Here is a 16279-nt window from a genome sequence, read left to right as displayed (position 1 = left end):
TTGTTTTATTAGAAGTCATTAAATAATTAATCAGATGGAGATGTCGTTAGATTTGCTTTAATAGTATATTCTTTTAATGAAGATAGGAGAGCTGTAGTTGCTTGCAATAACTTCATAGACTCTGTAGAAGTTGCATTCACTGCCTTTTGATTTGCTTGGGCTCTTTGTTGTGCTGCGGAAAGCTCTTGTTGGATAAGCTGTCGGTTGGCAGAGATTTGTTGGTTTGAAGTTTGGTATGCTTGGATTTCAGTTTGGTTTTTATACTCAGGCTTATCCTCATTAAAATTATCAGCTTTTTGAAGATCGGGGACTTTTAATAAGGGTAGGTTGATTAGCTCTTTTGTTTTCTTTTGTTGAGCTATCGTATTATCTTGTAACACTGCCATGATCGATTTTCCGAATTCTGTAGTCGATGTAGATAACTGTAGCATAACGGAAATACAGAAGTAGATGGCTGAGGGTTTATTAATTACAATGCTATCAGAAACAACTTTGGTCGATGGGGGAACTACTGTAGGGATTTTATCCACATCTGGTGCTATAGAATAGACGTTCATTATGCTAAGTTCCTTATAATTAAATGTTAGCTATCAAGCTCACAATTTGTGAGAATGTTTGAATTAAAGCCTGACCAACTTGTAGAGACTGTTGGATAATGTTATTATTGGTATTCAAGTTACTTGAAATCACTTGGGAGCTATTTCCTAGTCCTGAAATTTGGTTTTGTAGTGCTTGTCTAGAAGCTCCAACAGCTTGGTTCGTTGCTTGAACATCTTGCAAGAATGCTGATGAGTTATCGTTTAATTTATTTTTAGGGATAGTTGTGTATTGGTATAAAGCTTCTTGGTTGTTTAAAAAAGTTTGAGCAGAAGCATTAGATTGAAGTTCTTGAGCGATAATAGATAAGTTGTCTTGAGCGACCAATACAGATTGGTATACATAGTACACGGTAATAATCAGTGGATTGGAATCTTTAGCAAATTTTGCAATAATTTCGTCAGCTGTTGCTGTATTGGGACCGCCTGTGATAGATGTTCCTGGAATATTGATAGCGGCTCTTGGGTTAGCTTGCAGTGGTGTAGAAGATAACCACATAATTTCCTACCTATATTATCTTTAATTAACTTTAAGTTGTTTTCCTACTTGCTTATGAAGGAGGTTTATTTAATTGGTTTACTGTACTTCCAATAGAACTGGTTGTCTTTAAGAAGGAAGAATCTTGTGAGGCTAATTGTTGGATGATGTTGATATTCGTAGATGCATGTGAGAGAATAATTTGTCCATTTTGTCTAGCAGTAACCAATTCATCTTGAATATTTGATCTTTGAGCAGAGTAGTTTTGGTTTTGGTTTTGTACACGAGTAATTTCGTCTTCTTTAGCCCCAGCGCTTACCACAGCAAATTTGATTTGATTAGTTGCTTGGTTTAATTGTTGTTGGATATTAGTATTATCATTTAATTGTTGTGATTGAGTCAGAACTGTTTGTTGTCGAATTTCAATTGCTTGTAAAAGAAGCTCGTAAATGCTAAAAAGCAAAGCTCCAATAGGAGGTGTGTTTAATGGATCCAAGGGGGGAAGTTGAGTAGCCTGCGTCGCTTCTCCAGATGCTATTGAAGCTGTAGATGTAGTGCTAATGGGTTGTATTGCCATAATGGAAAATTTTTTTGTTTTGTTTAGTTTTATTTTACCAATAAACAAAACGTTTTATTAAATAATAAATTCAACAAACGCTTAGTTTGTTTATTAAGTTGTTTTCCTTTAGCGACAAATAAAATTAAAAAATTTTGCGAGGAAAGTAAAAAAGTTTTTATCTCTAAAATTTAGAGTTTCTAAAGAAAATGAAGGACTTGCTATCAATCGGTGAACACTAGGTTGCTTGATTGAGAATAGCGGCCTTTAGCTAGCGAGGAGAAGGAAGTGTCTGGAAACGAACGTGATGACGGTGCAGGAACTTTCGATGAGGATGTGAGTGCTTATGTACTGGTGACTTGCGCGCATGCGTCTTCAGACGGCAAGATGAAAGTGGAGATGACCTATGAAGGAGATCCCGCTGTAATTAGCTATTTATTAACTAAAGCTCATGACTCTTTAGAAGAGTCCTAGGCGTATTCTTGTATGGGATTTGAGGCCATGCACGTTTTTAATAAGCGTCTTTATCGAAAAGTGTACCAAGGATTTAGGTGGGGAACTTTGTTGGGAAGGTGTAGATCTTTCTCAATAGAATGGGTGTTTCTATCGTCTATGATTTTGATTTTCAGTGGATTAGGTTGTGCTTCTATAGTTGATGCCACTTTATTTCTACTGACTATGTTTTTTTCTGCTCTAGCATTAGTTGCGTCTGTATATTTTCGTTTTTGGGGATACGGTATCGTGTCCTGTTTATTTTTATCAGTATATTACTACAAATATATCAACGTAAGTTCTTCATTATTATGGGATTTAGGATTGTTTTTATCCTTTTTATTATCTTGGGGAATTTTTGTTTTTGGTATTTCCTTTGTTGATGAAGAAAATAACGAACAACAACAGAAATATGATCAACTAGCGAATGAGTATAGTGAGATACAAATATCTTATGATAAAGCAGTTCATGATAAATCTATAGCGTGTGAATTTTTAGAAAAACGTGCATATGCTTTAGAATCTGAGCTTAAAGAGTGCCGAGCTTTGCTAGATGATTCTTGTAAGAGACAAGAACATATGGCTTTGGATTTGCAAATTCTTGCTGATCAGAAAAACAGTTGGCTAGAAGATTATGCTGTTTTGCATAATGAATATGTACGTCTGGTAGCTGGAGATGAGACTACTTCTGTATTTTCTTGGGTATCTGGGAAAGACACAGTTTCAGATAGAGAGGACCAGGGAACTGAGTTATGGTTACGTGCTTTACAAGAAAAAGACGAAAAAATGACGTCTCTGGAAAATGAGCTTATCGAAGAAAAACTATTGAGGAAGAGTTTAGAAGATCGATGTGACGGTTTTAAAGCATATGTTCAGGAAGTAGAGCAATTACGATTAAAGTTAGAAGAACTGCAGAATCTTTTAAATCAAAAGGATGAAGAAATTATAAAGTTGCATGCTTTTATAAAAGAACAAGAAACTGCTATTAAAATACCGGCTGCTAACCATGAAATTAAGTCCTACAAGAATAAATACATTCAATTGCGGGGACAGTTTGCAGAAAAAACTGAAATTTTAACAGAAGTTCGTAAAGAGCTTTTCTTAGTTCGAGAAAAGTATCTTGCCCTACAAAAACAAGAGGAAAATGTCTCTAGCTTTACAGACATGAGAGACATTGAGATAATTCAGAATCTTCTAGAGCATATAGAATCTCTGGAAGAAGAGATTATTTCTCTAGAAGAGTTAGTATCTCGTAACCTGTCTCAGTAATAAGTAGGGTGTGTTCCCACTGTGCGCTAGGTTGATTGTCGCAAGTTCTTGCTTCCCAATGGTTTTTAGGATCTATAACCCCTTCTTTTTTCCCTACGTTGATCATCGGTTCTATGGTAAATATCATACCAGGAGCTAAGGGTATAGCACTACGGTTCCTGTAATGCGGGACATAAGGGTTTTCATGGAATTTTATACCCACACCGTGACCTACAAACTGATCTACTACAGAAAATCCATAACTATCCGCACAAGCTTCTATGGCTTCGCCGATTTCGTATAGAGGTACATTGGGCTTTAACCTGGCAATTGCTGCGTTCAAACAATCTAAAGATGCTTGACAGACGCGTTTTTTTATCTCGGAGACCTCTCCAATCATTACCATATTGCTACAGTCTCCGTAATACCCATCAACAATACAAGAAACATCGATATTCATGATATCGCCGTTTTTTAAGGGGGTATTGTTAGGAATGCCGTGGCAGATCACTTCATTAAGTGAAGTGCAAATCGTTTTCGGGAAAGGAGGAGAACCGTAATTTAGAGGTGCTGGAATTGCGTCACATTCTTTATGTAATTGACGGGAGAGTTGGTCCAGGTCCTCTGTAGTCACGCCTTCTTTAGATGCTTTGCAAAGAGCATCAAGTATATGCGCAGTTACTTGACAGGCATAGCGGATTTTTTCGATTTGTTTTGGAGTCTTTAAAATAATATCGTATTGCGAAGCGTAATATTGTTTTTGTTGTTCCCAAGATATTTGAGGGGTCTGGGGATGGCAATATTTCCATTTGCGTTTGCTTCCACGCCAGTAGGGATCAGTTCTTTTCATTTATCTACACTACTTAATATAAAATCCTATGTTAAATGCTATTGAAATACCCTTAAGCATGAGGTTTGCAGACATTAATAATAACGCAATGCTGAATAATCTTTCTAAGGCTACTAAGCCGGAAGATCCCAGAATGCGATTAAAAAAGCTCGAACTTAGTAAAGTAAATACTGAAAGTATCCAAGCAATTATCATAGCACTGAAAATAATTTCTTTAGATAACAAAGCTTCTTCCATATAGCTGAGTAAAGACGTGATTACAGCAGGGCCAGTGATTACAGGAAAAGCCAGGGGAAAGAAGATAGGCTCTGATTGTGGTTCAGATGAGTCTGATTCTACTGGTGGGGGTACAAGCATCATTTTCAATGAAACGGAGAATAGTAGAACCCCTCCAATAAACTGAAATGCGTACAGGGAAATGTCAAGAAATTGGAAAAATTTTCTTCCGAAAGTGACAAAAAGTAGTAGGGTAACAAGAGCAAAAATACATTCTCGGAGAATGATACGCTGTTGCCTTTTGGCAGAGAAGCGCTTTAACAGAGATACGAAAACAGGAACAGATCCAGGAGAATCAAAAAGTACGTAAAATAACAAGCTAAGATTAATCAGAGTTAGCATAAAATGTCTCTTTTATAAGAAGGCGAGTTGTAATCCGGACATGAGTAGCTGAGTACCCACGATCGTTGCGAACAGACCAAGTACTGTTTGGGTAGCAAGGAGTACCTTTGCCTTATCTTTTCCTCCGCTGACAAAAACTTGTAAGATTATAGTGGTTAGAGAAATAAAGACCCAAGAAAGAATGAGAATAAGAGAAATTGAAGCGAAGCTGTAACGTTTCCCTACCAAAATACAACAAGCTGCTAGCCAAGAAGGACCGATCATTAGAGGTAAAGCGATGGGTGTTACCATAGATAGGGCGGAGGGAGTAGTAAAGCCTTTCCAACTATTTTCTCTACTTAGATTTAAAATAGCCCTCATTCCCGTCAACGTGACGGCAAGACCTCCTACAACTTGTATTGCACATAGGGGAGTTTTCAATACATACAAGGTGCCCAAGGCTGCTTCATATAAAGCAAACATGCTAAAAAGGGCGAATATGCTTTCTCGTACTAGCAGTGACAAGCGTTCCTTTCTTGAGTAACGCGCCAGTATGTGATTTAACACTAAAACATTAGTTAAGGCATCGGCTGCTAACAATAATACACAAGCTTGAGGTAATAAAAAATAAAAAGTGTCCATGGGGAGAATTTTTATATGCTAGGGCTATTATTTTTCAAGGTAATCAACTAAAGTGTGGAGAAACATGAAAAATAGGATCGATAGCTAAAATATCTTATGATCGATAAATCGATAGTTGAAAGCATAAAACTCTATACTAAACCTTTTTCCTCCATTCTTTTATTTGGTCCTCCGGGTGCTGGTAAAGATTTATTAGGAAATTTTATAGCACACGGTGGTAGCCAAGTTTATGTTTCTTTAGGAGATATTTTCCGTTGTTATCCTATAGAGTCTCCTATTCGCCAACTTTTTCATAAATATGCAGTTTCCGGATCTTTGATCCCCGATGAAGATGTTGTTGCTGTTTGGAACTACTATGTTCAGGGGTTGATAGCTACTGGGAAATTCCTTCCAGATCGTCAGGATTTACTTATTAGTGGGCTTCCGAGAACGGTAGATCAAGCAAAGTTTCTCGATTCCTATATTAATGTACGTCATGTAATTATTTTAGAAGTGCATGAAGAAGCTAAGTTACTCGAACGCACTCAAAATTCTCTCTATAGTAAGGGAAGAATTAATGAAGTTGGTATTGAAGTATTGCAAAAGCGTTTGCAGTCCTATCAAAAAGACATAGATGCGATTATTCAACATTATCCCATTCACAAGGTGTCGCGCATTAGTGCTGAGCAGAAGCCAATGGAAGTTCTTCGAGATGTTTTATCTCGTCTTGCTCACGTTTTTTCTCATCCTGGCAGACCTGTGAATTAGATGGGTATATCTGATCTGGAGAGAAACTGACCATTTTATCCGCCAAGTTTGGATAGCGCTTTAGGATAGCTTGTAACAAGGTGTCGATTAGATTTTTATTTAATGGCTCTTGAGATTTCGACAATAGAGGGAGTGTGATTTTCCATTGAAGAAATTCGTCTTTAATGATTTTAGGTGTGTCGTGTGTAGCTTTAATATACGCTTGGAAGGATTTTTTAGGGTTTTTTTGGCAATAGTTAATGCTTCTTTGAAGAGCTATTTGTATGGCCTCAACAACTTCTGGAGATGTGGCTTTCGTATTTTTTTTTCCACATAGAAGGAGCTGAGGCCCTGTAGGAAGACCGTAGGAATCAGAGAGGAAGCAGCCTACAGGCATTCCCAATGTTTCTAGTTTCACGCCTTCTATATTGTAAAAAGCTCCATAGAGGAAATCTATTTTTTTCAATAACATTGGAGAGATTAAATCTGAGCTTATATTTCGTACTTCCGAGGGAACAACACCGTGTAGACGTAATGTCTCTAGTAAACAGGCAAGATCGCGTGAGTTGTTTAAACAGAATCCTAAAACTTTATTATTTAAATCTTCTATTTTTGAAATATTACTTTCTTTCCTATAGATAAACCCTTGTAGTGTAGAGTCGATTAAAGACCCGACTATTTGTATAGGAGCTCCTTTTAGAGAAGTTTTTATTATTCCAAGAGCGTGGTATAGGGTAAGATCTACCTGTTCAAATAGAACATGGGGAATAACAGCACCTGCATCTGTACTTTTTTGAATATGTAAATCTATACCTTGATCTCGGAAAAATCCTTTGGATACTCCTACATATAGAGGGATATGGTTAGGGTTAGGAGTCCAGTCTAAAAGTAAAGTTATAGGGGTGAGATTACTGTGGTGTACTTGCTTAGTTTTAAGCTTCCATAGAGGTAGAATGAGTAATGGGATGAGTAAACAAGCGAATTTTTTATTAGGCAGTCTATATTTCTTTGTTGTTTTTTCTATGCGAAAGAGAGCAAAGGTCAGTTTCTCAATTAGTAAAATGCTTTGAAAGAGAGTAAATGTGAGAAGGGTTAAAGCAAACAATCCTGCAAAGGTCATTTCCATATCATAGTTTCTTCGACTTTCTAGAATAAGAATCCCTAAACCAGATTGTGAAGCTACCCACTCTCCAGCTATTGCTGCAAATCCTGCAGATCCCATAGCAATTTTGAGTCCTGAAAATATATGAGGAAGAGCATGGGGGAGACGTAGCTTAGTGAAAATTTGTTGTTTTGTTGCTTGATGTAAAATAAATTGCTCTAGAAGTTCTTCAGGAGTTGATGTTATCCCTTGATAAATCGTGATTGTTAATGGGAAAAATACTGTAAGCGCTGTTGGAACAATCACGGCATTCAATCCCCAGCCAAACCATAGTACGATTAGAGGTGCTAGGGTAAACATGGGTGTACATTGCACAAATATGAAGAATGGGTTCAGGAGATCTTTTGCTGGTTTATAGGCTAGCATAAGGATTACGAGTCCTATAGACAATAATAGGGCTAAAAAGAATCCCCCTAAAATCCCTTGGAGAGTATACCAGGAGGAAGAAAAAATAAGATTTATAGAATTTAAAAAATTAACAGCTATTTTCGATGGTGGAGGGCATAAAAAGGAAAAGGAGGGATTATTTTTAGCAAAATACTCCCAAAACAAAAGTAAAAATGAAGTAGTTAGACAATAACATAAAAGTTTTTTTTTCATTTTGTAAATGTAGAGGGGAAAATAAAAGGGAATCATAGGGGAATAGAATATATGCGGCAAGAAAATGATAGTTTAGGAATCATAGAAGTCCCTGAAGACAAGTTGTATGGAGCACAAACAGCGCGTTCTCAGAAGTATTTTTCCTGGGCTCCTGAGGTTATGCCTCAAGAAGTTATTCGAGCGTTAGTATGGATTAAAAAATGTGCTGCTAAGGCAAATCGTGATTTAGGTTTTCTAGATTCAAAATATTGTGACATGATTGTTTCTGCTTCTGATGAGATTATAGCAGGAAATTTTGATGAGCATTTTCCTCTAAAAGTTTGGCAGACAGGTAGTGGAACGCAATCAAATATGAATGTGAACGAGGTGATTGCGAATCTAGCTATTCAACGTCACGGTGGTGTTTTAGGTAGCAAAACACCAATACATCCTAATGATCATGTAAATAAATCCCAATCTTCCAATGATGTGTTCCCAACAGCTATGCATATTGCTGCAGTGATTAGTTTGAAGAAGAAATTAATTCCCGCTCTGGATCATTTACAGCGAGCGTTAGATGCTAAGGTTGCGGAATTTCGAGACTGTGTCAAGATCGGCAGAACACATTTAATGGATGCTGTTCCTATGACATTAGGGCAGGAATTTTCTGGTTACAGTAGCCAAATACGTCAATGTTTAGAGAGAGTGGCTTTTTCTCTTACACACATGTATGAATTGGCCATAGGAGGAACAGCAGTAGGAACAGGATTAAATGTTCCTGAAGGTTTCATAGATAAGATGATTTACTATTTGCGTCAAGAAACAGGAGAGCCTTTTATTGTCTCATCGAATTATTTTTCAGCATTATCGAATCACGATATTTTAGTACATGCTCATGGTGTTTTAGCTACTTTATCATGTGCTTTAACCAAGATTGCTACAGATTTAAGTTTTTTGGGATCAGGTCCTCGATGCGGTTTAGGAGAATTATTATTTCCTGAGAATGAACCGGGATCTTCGATAATGCCTGGGAAGATCAACCCGACGCAATGCGAAGCTTTGCAAATGGTGTGTGCTCAGGTTATTGGTAATAACCAGGCAATAATTGTTGGCGGAAGTCGAGGAAACTTCGAACTTAATGTAATGAAACCTTTGATAATTTATAACTTTTTACAATCTGTAGATATACTCTCAGGTGGTATGCAAGCCTTTTCTGATTATTTTGTTTCGGGTTTGCGAGTGAATAAGCTTCGACTTAAAGAATACTTAGATAACTCTTTGATGCTCGTTACTGCCTTAACTCCTGTTTTAGGTTATGATAAATGCTCTAAAATCGCTTTGAAAGCCTTTCATGAAAATCTAAGTTTAAAAGAAGCCTGTATGCAGATGGGCTACTTATCAGCAGAAGAGTTCGATCGTCTTGTTGTTCCCGAATCTATGGTGGGGAAACATTAATGAGACGACTTGCTCTCTAAATTAATTAGGGCTTGAGCGAATAAGAGAGCACTCTTCGTATTCGAAAAGATGTGATCAACACCAATAAGTTCATCTAAATGATAACGTTTAAGATCACTTAGCGGTGTTTTTTTTACTCCTGCTAAAAGTAAAAGCGTTCCCTGACGATCACACTCAAGGAAGAATTCTTCTAGAGCATGCATAGCAGATGCGTCAATTGTAGGTACGCGACTCATGCATAATATGAAGATTTTAGGAGGTTTCTCTATTTCATTTAGAAGATTTTTCAATCTATCGGCAATTCCAAAGAAAAATGGGCCGTTGATTTCATAAATTTCTGTATGAGCAGGAACTTCAGATTTAGAAAAGAGATCATCATCTTTTGTCTGCTTATTTTCATCAAAGAACTTTGCTGTGGATATCACGTCAGAAAGATCACTCATTTGTTTCATAAATAGAAACGCGGCTAACATCATACCTACCTGCACTGCAGAAGTGATTGTCGTCATAACCGTAAGAATAAAAACGGTTAGGAGAACAACAACGTCTTTTTTAGGTGCGGTAAATAAATGAATGAAGTGATGAATTTCACTCATATTCCAGGCAATAAGAATAAGGACAGCTGCTAAACAGGTAAGGGGGATTTTTACTGTTAAGGGTGCTAAGGCTAAAAGAATCACGCAAATAAAAGCGGAGTGAATTAATCCTGCAATAGGAGTAGTAGCTCCAGATTTAATACTTGCAGCTGTTCTTGATAAAGAACCCGTTACAGGCATTCCTGCAAAGAAAGATGTCGCGATATTAGCAATGCCTTGAGCTACGAGTTGGCAGTTAGATTGATGTCTCCATCCAGTCATACCGTCAGCTACTACAGCAGAAAGCAAGGTTTCTATTCCTGAAAGAACAGCAATGGTTAATGCATCTGGCATGAGTTGTAAAATCTTTGTCAGACTGAGATGAGGAAATGCAGGTAAAGGTATGGATTGTGGTAGAGCCCCATAACGACTGCCAATCGTTGGAATGTCAATTTTTAGTAACCAAACTAGTGTTGAAGCTACGATAATTGCTATCATAACTCCCGGGTATCGTGGTTTGTAATTACGGAAGTAAATCATGATGAGTAGAGTGAACAGCCCTACAGCAAAAGCTTTGCTATCCCACGTCCATAGGTAATCCCAATAAGCTATCCATTTAGCAATAAAATCTGTAGGGATAGTATCCCCCATTTGTAGACCTAAAAAGTCTCTAATTTGAGAGGAGAAAATGATAACAGCTAATCCCGTTGTTAGTCCTGTGACGACGGGATAGGGCATATATTTAATAAAGGTTCCTAGTCCAGTAAGTCCAAAGGCTACTAGGAATACCCCTCCCATTAGGGTGATTGTAAATAACCCTTCAACGCCGTATTTTGCTGAAATGCAATAAAGTATAGAAATGAAAGCACTAGTTGGTCCTGATATAAGAACACGGCTACCACCTAACGCTGAGGCTATAAATCCTCCGATGATGGATGCTAATAAACCTTGTATGGGGGATACGCCGACACCGATAGCGATGGCAATGGCAAAAGGAAATGCTAATACACCTACAGTAAGTCCGGCTATGAAGTCTTTTTTAAATGTATTAAAGGTATAACCATCCTTAATACAAGTATAGAGTTTGGGGATAAGATGTTTAAACGATAAGGCGACTTTCACTAGACTCCTAATGTAGATTCAGAACTAGAGAACTTTATTATTGTTCGGTTCTTTTGTATCTTTGTCAAATAGTTCGTTATATTTATAAACGTTTTGTTGCTTCAAATCTAAGCTACAAGAATATAGAATTGTTCTATAAAACGGTGCTAAATAACAAATTTTGATTTTAGTGTGTAAAAAAACAAAAGTTTTTCTTAATCATAGAAGAATTTTTCCTACTTTACCTAACCTGTAAATAGGAGTACACTAGTTCGTAGTATTATTTTTGAGGTCATTATGTTGAAATTCCAATTGTGTGCTCTGTTTTTATTTGGATACATCGCGATTGTTTTCGAGCATATTGTGCGAGTCAATAAGTCTGCTGTAGCACTTGCTATGGGAGGTTTGATGTGGCTGGTTTGTTTTTCTCATATGCAACATGCTGATCATATGATTCTAGCTGAAGAAATTGCTGACATGGCTCAGGTCATTTTTTTCTTATTCGCGGCGATGGCCATAGTTGAACTTATAGATGCACACAAAGGGTTTTCTCTTATAGTGCGGTGTTGTTACATACAATCTAGAACTCTATTGCTTTGGGTACTTATAGGGCTTTCTTTCTTTTTATCAGCTGCTCTAGATAATTTAACTTCTATCATCATTATTATCTCTATTTTGAAACGTTTGGTTAAATCCAGAGAAGATCGGTTACTTTTAGGTGCTATTTGTGTGATTAGTGTGAATGCTGGGGGTGCTTGGACACCTTTAGGAGATGTAACAACAACAATGTTGTGGATTAATAATAAAGTGACCTCTTGGGGAATTATTCGTGCTCTATTTGTGCCTAGCTTGGTGTGTGTGCTTATTGCTGGAATTTGTGCTCAGTTCCTGCTTAAAAAACGCTCTTCGGGAATTATTTCTAAGGATGTTGAGATAGAAGGATCACCTAAAAAAAGTGGTTTAATCATTTGTATTGGTTTAGGTTCATTGTTAATGGTCCCGGTGTGGAAAGCATGTTTAGGGGTTCCTCCGTTTATCGGTGCTTTGTTAGGTCTTGGGCTTGTTTGGTTAGCTAGTGATTGGATTCACTCTCCTCATGGTGAGGATCGCTATCATCTGCGTATCCCTCATATTTTGACGAAGATTGATATTTCCTCAATTACTTTCTTTATAGGTATCTTATTGGCCGTCAATGCTCTAACTTTTTCAAATGTTCTCTCTGAACTTTCTATGAGTATGGATAGAATATTTTCTAGGAACGTAGTTGCTATTTTTATTGGTCTTCTTTCAAGTGTATTGGATAATGTTCCTCTTGTTGCTGCGACTATGGGTATGTATCAAGTCCCAATTGATGATACTTTGTGGAAATTAATCGCTTATGCGGCAGGTACTGGAGGAAGTATTTTAATCATTGGATCAGCTGCTGGAGTTGCTTTTATGGGTATCGAGAAAGTTGATTTCCTATGGTATCTTAAGAAAATTTCTTGGGTTGCCTTGGCCAGTTATTTTGGCGGCCTGTTTTCATATTTTATGCTCGAGCGCATCGCTATGTTTTTTTGATGTGGTTGTTTTTGAGTAAAAAAATTTTTTTAAAACTTTGTTTTAATAAAATCTTTGTACCTCTATCATACCACCTCCTTATAAATATTCTCTATTTGGAAGAGAGGTAAATATGAAAATAAAACAAATTACAGGCTTGATTTGTTCCCTGTTACTAGGTTTTCACTTTTCGGGTTCTGCGAAGACCTTAGTTCACCAAAGCGCATTTGCGGATTTGTGTTTTTTAGAACACTTATTGGATATTAAATACGCTCCTAAAGATTGGAAGCATAAGCTTTTCCGTTGGGATCTTAAAGATGTAACAGATCAAACACGCTTAAAGTTAAAATTAGAAGAAAATCCCTCGATAAAGTATTGCCAAGGGGTTCTTTCTGAGTATATTTCTAGTTTAAATGACTTCCACGCAGGGATAACATTCTTTGCTACAGAGAGTTCTTATTTACCCTATACACTAAAGTTAAGTAGCAGTAATAGGTGTTTTGTTGTCGACGTACATACATACCACTCCGATATATCTATAGGTGATGAAATTTTGGAGATGGATGGTGTACCAATTTTGGAAGCGATTGAAAGTATACGTACTGGTAGAGGGGCTCCTTCTGACTATGCTGCAGCTACGCGCACACTCTTTTCGCGTTCGGCTGCTTTGGGGCATCAGATTCCTGTGGGGATAGCTACGTTAAAAATTCGTCGTCCTAGTGGTTTAACGCGTACTTTAAAAGTTAAATGGCGTCATACTCCTGAGCATATTCGGGATTTATCTTTGATATCTCCTTTGGTAAGAAATCCTGTAATAGAGATGAAATCACCACGTGCTTTACCTTTACTATCCAGTGTTTCTGACAAATGTTTATTTACAAATGAAATGGTCCCTTATTTCTGGAGCGAATTACGTGAGCAATATAGACGTGGTTTCTACAGTGATTATAATATTGGAAGTAAAAAAGGCTTTCTTCCTGATTTTGGGAAAGTGATATGGAGAGCAAAAAGTGGGCCATATCATGCTTACATATTTACAGCTACAGATGACTGTGGGCAATCTCATGAAATCGGATTCCTTAGAATTTCTACATATTCTTGGACCGATATGGAAGATCGTAATGTTGAGAATATGAATTCCCCATGGGAAGACTTAAACGAGATCATCGACGTTCTTGAAGCTAAGTCAGAGGCTTTAATTATCGATCAAACAAATAATCCTGGTGGTAGTGTTTTCTATCTTTATGGGTTATTGAGTAGATTAACGGATAGGCCTTTAGAAACACCCAAACATAGAATGATACTAACTCAAAGTGAAGTTCAAGCAGCAATAAAATGGTTAGAGATGCTTGAGGGTGTTGAAACGGATGAGCAAGCAAGAAATGCTCTTGGTCAAGATATGGAAGGTTATCCAATTGATATGCATGCTGTGGGGTATCTACAAAAATTCTCACACACTATTTTAAAGTGCTGGGAAAGTGGAGATATCAATCTCACTACTCCTATACCTTTATTAGGATTTGCTCATGTACACCCGCATCCTGAGCATCGTTACTCACATCCTATTTGTGTATTGATCAATGAAGAGGATTTCTCCTGTGGAGATTTATTGCCTGCAATTATGAAAGATAATGGTAGAGCTCTCATTGTAGGAACGACTACAGCAGGAGCTGGGGGTTTTGTCTTTACTGTAGATTTTCCTAGTAGAACAGGAATTAAAAGTTGTTCTTTAACAGGATCTCTAGCAGTAAGATCAGATGGTTCATACATAGAGAACTTAGGAGTGTCTCCTCACATATTTTTAGGCTTTACAGATGCTGATGTGCAAACAGGAAAATATGGGGATTACATTAGTAGTGTAAAACATACGGTTCTTCAGCTTATTGAAAAAGAAGAAAATGCGACAGCCTCTCATATGGAAGAAAGTGGGGGCAAAATAACTGAGTCGTAATAGGTATTACAATATAAAAAATCTTCAGTTATATTAAAAAACCTTTAGAAACAAGTGCGAATGTTTTTCTAAAGGTTTTTTTATTAAGCATCACACTCATTTTGGGAGGATGTATGCGTAGAGTGATTTTAAGTAATCCTAGGGGATTTTGCGCTGGAGTAGTTCGTGCTATCCAAGTTGTGGAATCTGCTTTAGAGAAATGGGGAGCTCCTATTTATGTAAAACATGAAATTGTTCACAACCGTCATGTAGTTGATGATCTTAAGAGACGCGGGGCAATTTTTGTAGAAGATCTTAAGGAAGTTCCTTGTGGAGAAAGGGTTATTTATTCTGCTCATGGTATCCCGCCAGAGGTTCGTGAGGAGGCAAAGACTCGGAATCTTTTTGCTATAGACGCGACTTGTGTCTTGGTAACTAAGATTCATTCTGCGGTTAAGCTTTATGCGAACAAAGGTTATCAAATTATTTTGATAGGCAAGAACAAGCACGTGGAAGTCATAGGGATTCGAGGTGAAGCGCCTGAGAGTGTCACCGTAGTAGAAAAAGTAGAAGATGTTGAAAACTTACCCTTCGATGTTAATGTGCCTTTATTTTTTGTAACTCAAACCACTTTGAGTTTGGACGATGTTGCGGAGATTACCCAAGCATTGAAGGTGCGTTATCCTAATATTATTACTTTACCGAGTTCTTCAGTGTGTTATGCTACACAAAATCGTCAAGAAGCATTACGTGCGGTGCTTTCTAAGGTGAATTTTGTTTATGTTATTGGAGATGTTCAAAGTTCTAACTCTAACCGTTTACGTGAGATTGCTGAAAAAAGAAATATCCCCGCACGTCTAGTGAATAGTCCCGATCATATTTCTGATGAAATTTTAAATTATTCTGGTGATATTGCAATAACAGCAGGAGCATCAACTCCTGAGCATATTGTTCAATCTTGTATTTCTAGATTGAAAGAATTAATACCTGATTTACAAGTTGAAGAAGATATATTTGCTATAGAAGATGTTGTATTCCAACCGCCTAAAGAGCTTCGTACTTAAGAAGTCTTCATTCATATATGTATTACGGGTATTGATTTATAGAATACGGTTTTCTATTAGAGAATATATTTGTTTATCCTTATCGCTCTATATTCAATATCCAAAATTACTTTTATATGATTTAGTGAAGTTTGTTTATTCCTTATTAAAGAATCCTTACCGAAAGTTGCATCGTTCTCCACAATCTTCGTTATTAAGAGAAGGGAATGTATATGGAGAAACTCCTTGGTTGGCTTTGAATAAAGTAAGTAGGGAATTTGGGGTTACTTCTCAAGATGTTGTTTATGATTTAGGTTGTGGATTAGGAAAAGTCTGTTTTTGGTTTTCCCATATTCTTAGATGTCAGGTTGTCGGTGTGGATAATCAGCCCACTTTTATAAACTTTTCCTCTTATCTACATCGTCTCTTATCTGTACAACCTGCGGTATTTTTGAAAGAACATTTCCATGAAACACTGTTGTCTCAAGCCTCTTGTGTTTACTTCTATGGTTCTTCATATTCTTTAAAGGTATTAAAAAGTGTTTTAAAGGCTTTGGAAGAGCTTAAACCTGGAAATATGGTTATCAGCATTTCCTTTCCTTTGGATTCTTTACCTGGAGGGGATCAGTTGTTTTTCACTGAGAAAAGCTGCAATGTCATTTTCCCTTGGGGGAAGACGAAAGCATATAAAAATATAAGGAAATAAATGC

16 protein-coding genes are annotated in these 16279 nt (G+C 37.1%); 8 read left to right on the top strand and 8 right to left on the bottom strand.

Annotated features, from left to right (window positions below):
• Positions 1–26: 26 nt before the first annotated feature.
• The 3 genes from E1N70_RS00670 to E1N70_RS00660 are packed head-to-tail and all read right to left on the bottom strand — an operon-like array spanning position 27 to position 1651.
• A complete protein-coding gene (locus E1N70_RS00670) occupies positions 27–557 on the bottom strand; it encodes a CT847 family type III secretion system effector protein (protein ID WP_131743676.1) in 531 nt (176 codons plus the stop codon).
• Positions 558–576: 19 nt separating this feature from the next.
• Positions 577–1095, bottom strand: coding sequence for a DUF720 domain-containing protein (locus E1N70_RS00665; RefSeq protein ID WP_131743675.1), 519 nt, complete (start codon positions 1093–1095; stop codon positions 577–579).
• 52 nt (positions 1096–1147) lie between these two features.
• On the bottom strand, positions 1148–1651 hold the full coding sequence (locus E1N70_RS00660; protein WP_244201089.1) for a DUF720 domain-containing protein: 504 nt from the start codon (positions 1649–1651) through the stop codon (positions 1148–1150).
• A 267-nt stretch (positions 1652–1918) separates the two neighbouring features.
• Here E1N70_RS00660 and E1N70_RS00655 point away from each other — a divergent pair, with 267 nt between their 5' ends.
• A complete protein-coding gene (locus tag E1N70_RS00655; protein WP_131743674.1) occupies positions 1919–2104 on the top strand; it encodes a hypothetical protein in 186 nt (61 codons plus the stop codon).
• Positions 2105–2242: 138 nt separating this feature from the next.
• Complete coding sequence (locus tag E1N70_RS00650; protein WP_208638297.1) at positions 2243–3391, top strand: hypothetical protein; 1149 nt, start codon at positions 2243–2245, stop codon at positions 3389–3391.
• On the opposite strand, the gene E1N70_RS00645 is transcribed toward E1N70_RS00650, so the two are convergent.
• From E1N70_RS00645 to E1N70_RS00635, 3 genes are read right to left on the bottom strand one after another with little or no spacing between them, the layout of a single operon-like run.
• Positions 3348–4220 carry a methionyl aminopeptidase gene (locus tag E1N70_RS00645; RefSeq protein WP_131743672.1) on the bottom strand — a complete coding sequence of 291 codons (873 nt, stop codon included), beginning with the start codon at positions 4218–4220 and terminating at the stop codon, positions 3348–3350. The two genes, E1N70_RS00650 and E1N70_RS00645, sit on opposite strands and share 44 nt — an antisense overlap.
• Before the next feature lie 9 nt (positions 4221–4229).
• On the bottom strand, positions 4230–4838 hold the full coding sequence (locus E1N70_RS00640; protein WP_131743671.1) for a MarC family protein: 609 nt from the start codon (positions 4836–4838) through the stop codon (positions 4230–4232).
• Positions 4839–4850: 12 nt separating this feature from the next.
• Entirely contained in the window at positions 4851–5459 is a 609-nt protein-coding gene (locus E1N70_RS00635) for a MarC family protein (RefSeq protein ID WP_131743670.1), read from the bottom strand.
• Positions 5460–5555: 96 nt separating this feature from the next.
• Here E1N70_RS00635 and E1N70_RS00630 point away from each other — a divergent pair, with 96 nt between their 5' ends.
• Positions 5556–6206: a nucleoside monophosphate kinase gene (locus tag E1N70_RS00630; RefSeq protein WP_131743669.1), complete on the top strand. Its 651-nt coding sequence runs from the start codon at positions 5556–5558 to the stop codon at positions 6204–6206.
• Here E1N70_RS00630 and E1N70_RS00625 read toward each other — a convergent pair.
• The gene (locus tag E1N70_RS00625; RefSeq protein WP_131743668.1) at positions 6115–7947 is read right to left on the bottom strand and encodes an ABC transporter substrate-binding protein; all 1833 of its coding nucleotides are present in this window, start codon (positions 7945–7947) and stop codon (positions 6115–6117) included. The two genes, E1N70_RS00630 and E1N70_RS00625, sit on opposite strands and share 92 nt — an antisense overlap.
• A gap of 51 nt (positions 7948–7998) precedes the next feature.
• Between E1N70_RS00625 and fumC the strand changes: the two genes are divergently transcribed.
• Positions 7999–9381: a class II fumarate hydratase gene (fumC, locus tag E1N70_RS00620; RefSeq protein ID WP_131743667.1), complete on the top strand. Its 1383-nt coding sequence runs from the start codon at positions 7999–8001 to the stop codon at positions 9379–9381.
• On the opposite strand, the gene E1N70_RS00615 is transcribed toward fumC, so the two are convergent.
• The gene (locus tag E1N70_RS00615; protein WP_131743666.1) at positions 9378–11078 is read right to left on the bottom strand and encodes an SLC26/SulP family anion transporter; all 1701 of its coding nucleotides are present in this window, start codon (positions 11076–11078) and stop codon (positions 9378–9380) included. The genes fumC and E1N70_RS00615 overlap by 4 nt on opposite strands.
• A 276-nt stretch (positions 11079–11354) precedes the next feature.
• Between E1N70_RS00615 and E1N70_RS00610 the strand changes: the two genes are divergently transcribed.
• From E1N70_RS00610 to E1N70_RS00595, 4 genes are all read left to right on the top strand, one after another.
• Complete coding sequence (locus tag E1N70_RS00610) at positions 11355–12617, top strand: NhaD family Na+:H+ antiporter (protein WP_131743665.1); 1263 nt, start codon at positions 11355–11357, stop codon at positions 12615–12617.
• A gap of 112 nt (positions 12618–12729) precedes the next feature.
• Positions 12730–14547 carry a protease-like activity factor CPAF gene (locus E1N70_RS00605; protein WP_131743664.1) on the top strand — a complete coding sequence of 606 codons (1818 nt, stop codon included), beginning with the start codon at positions 12730–12732 and terminating at the stop codon, positions 14545–14547.
• Between the two features lie 113 nt (positions 14548–14660).
• The gene (ispH, locus tag E1N70_RS00600; protein WP_131743663.1) at positions 14661–15590 is read left to right on the top strand and encodes a 4-hydroxy-3-methylbut-2-enyl diphosphate reductase; all 930 of its coding nucleotides are present in this window, start codon (positions 14661–14663) and stop codon (positions 15588–15590) included.
• Positions 15553–16275, top strand: coding sequence for a class I SAM-dependent methyltransferase (locus E1N70_RS00595; protein WP_131743662.1), 723 nt, complete (start codon positions 15553–15555; stop codon positions 16273–16275). Before ispH ends, E1N70_RS00595 begins: the two co-directional genes overlap by 38 nt.
• The last annotated feature ends 4 nt before the right edge of the window (positions 16276–16279 follow it).

Source organism: Chlamydia buteonis, assembly GCF_900634605.1.
Classification (GTDB): Bacteria; Chlamydiota; Chlamydiia; order Chlamydiales; family Chlamydiaceae; genus Chlamydia; species Chlamydia buteonis.
This window is presented reverse-complemented; position numbering and strand designations above follow the sequence as displayed.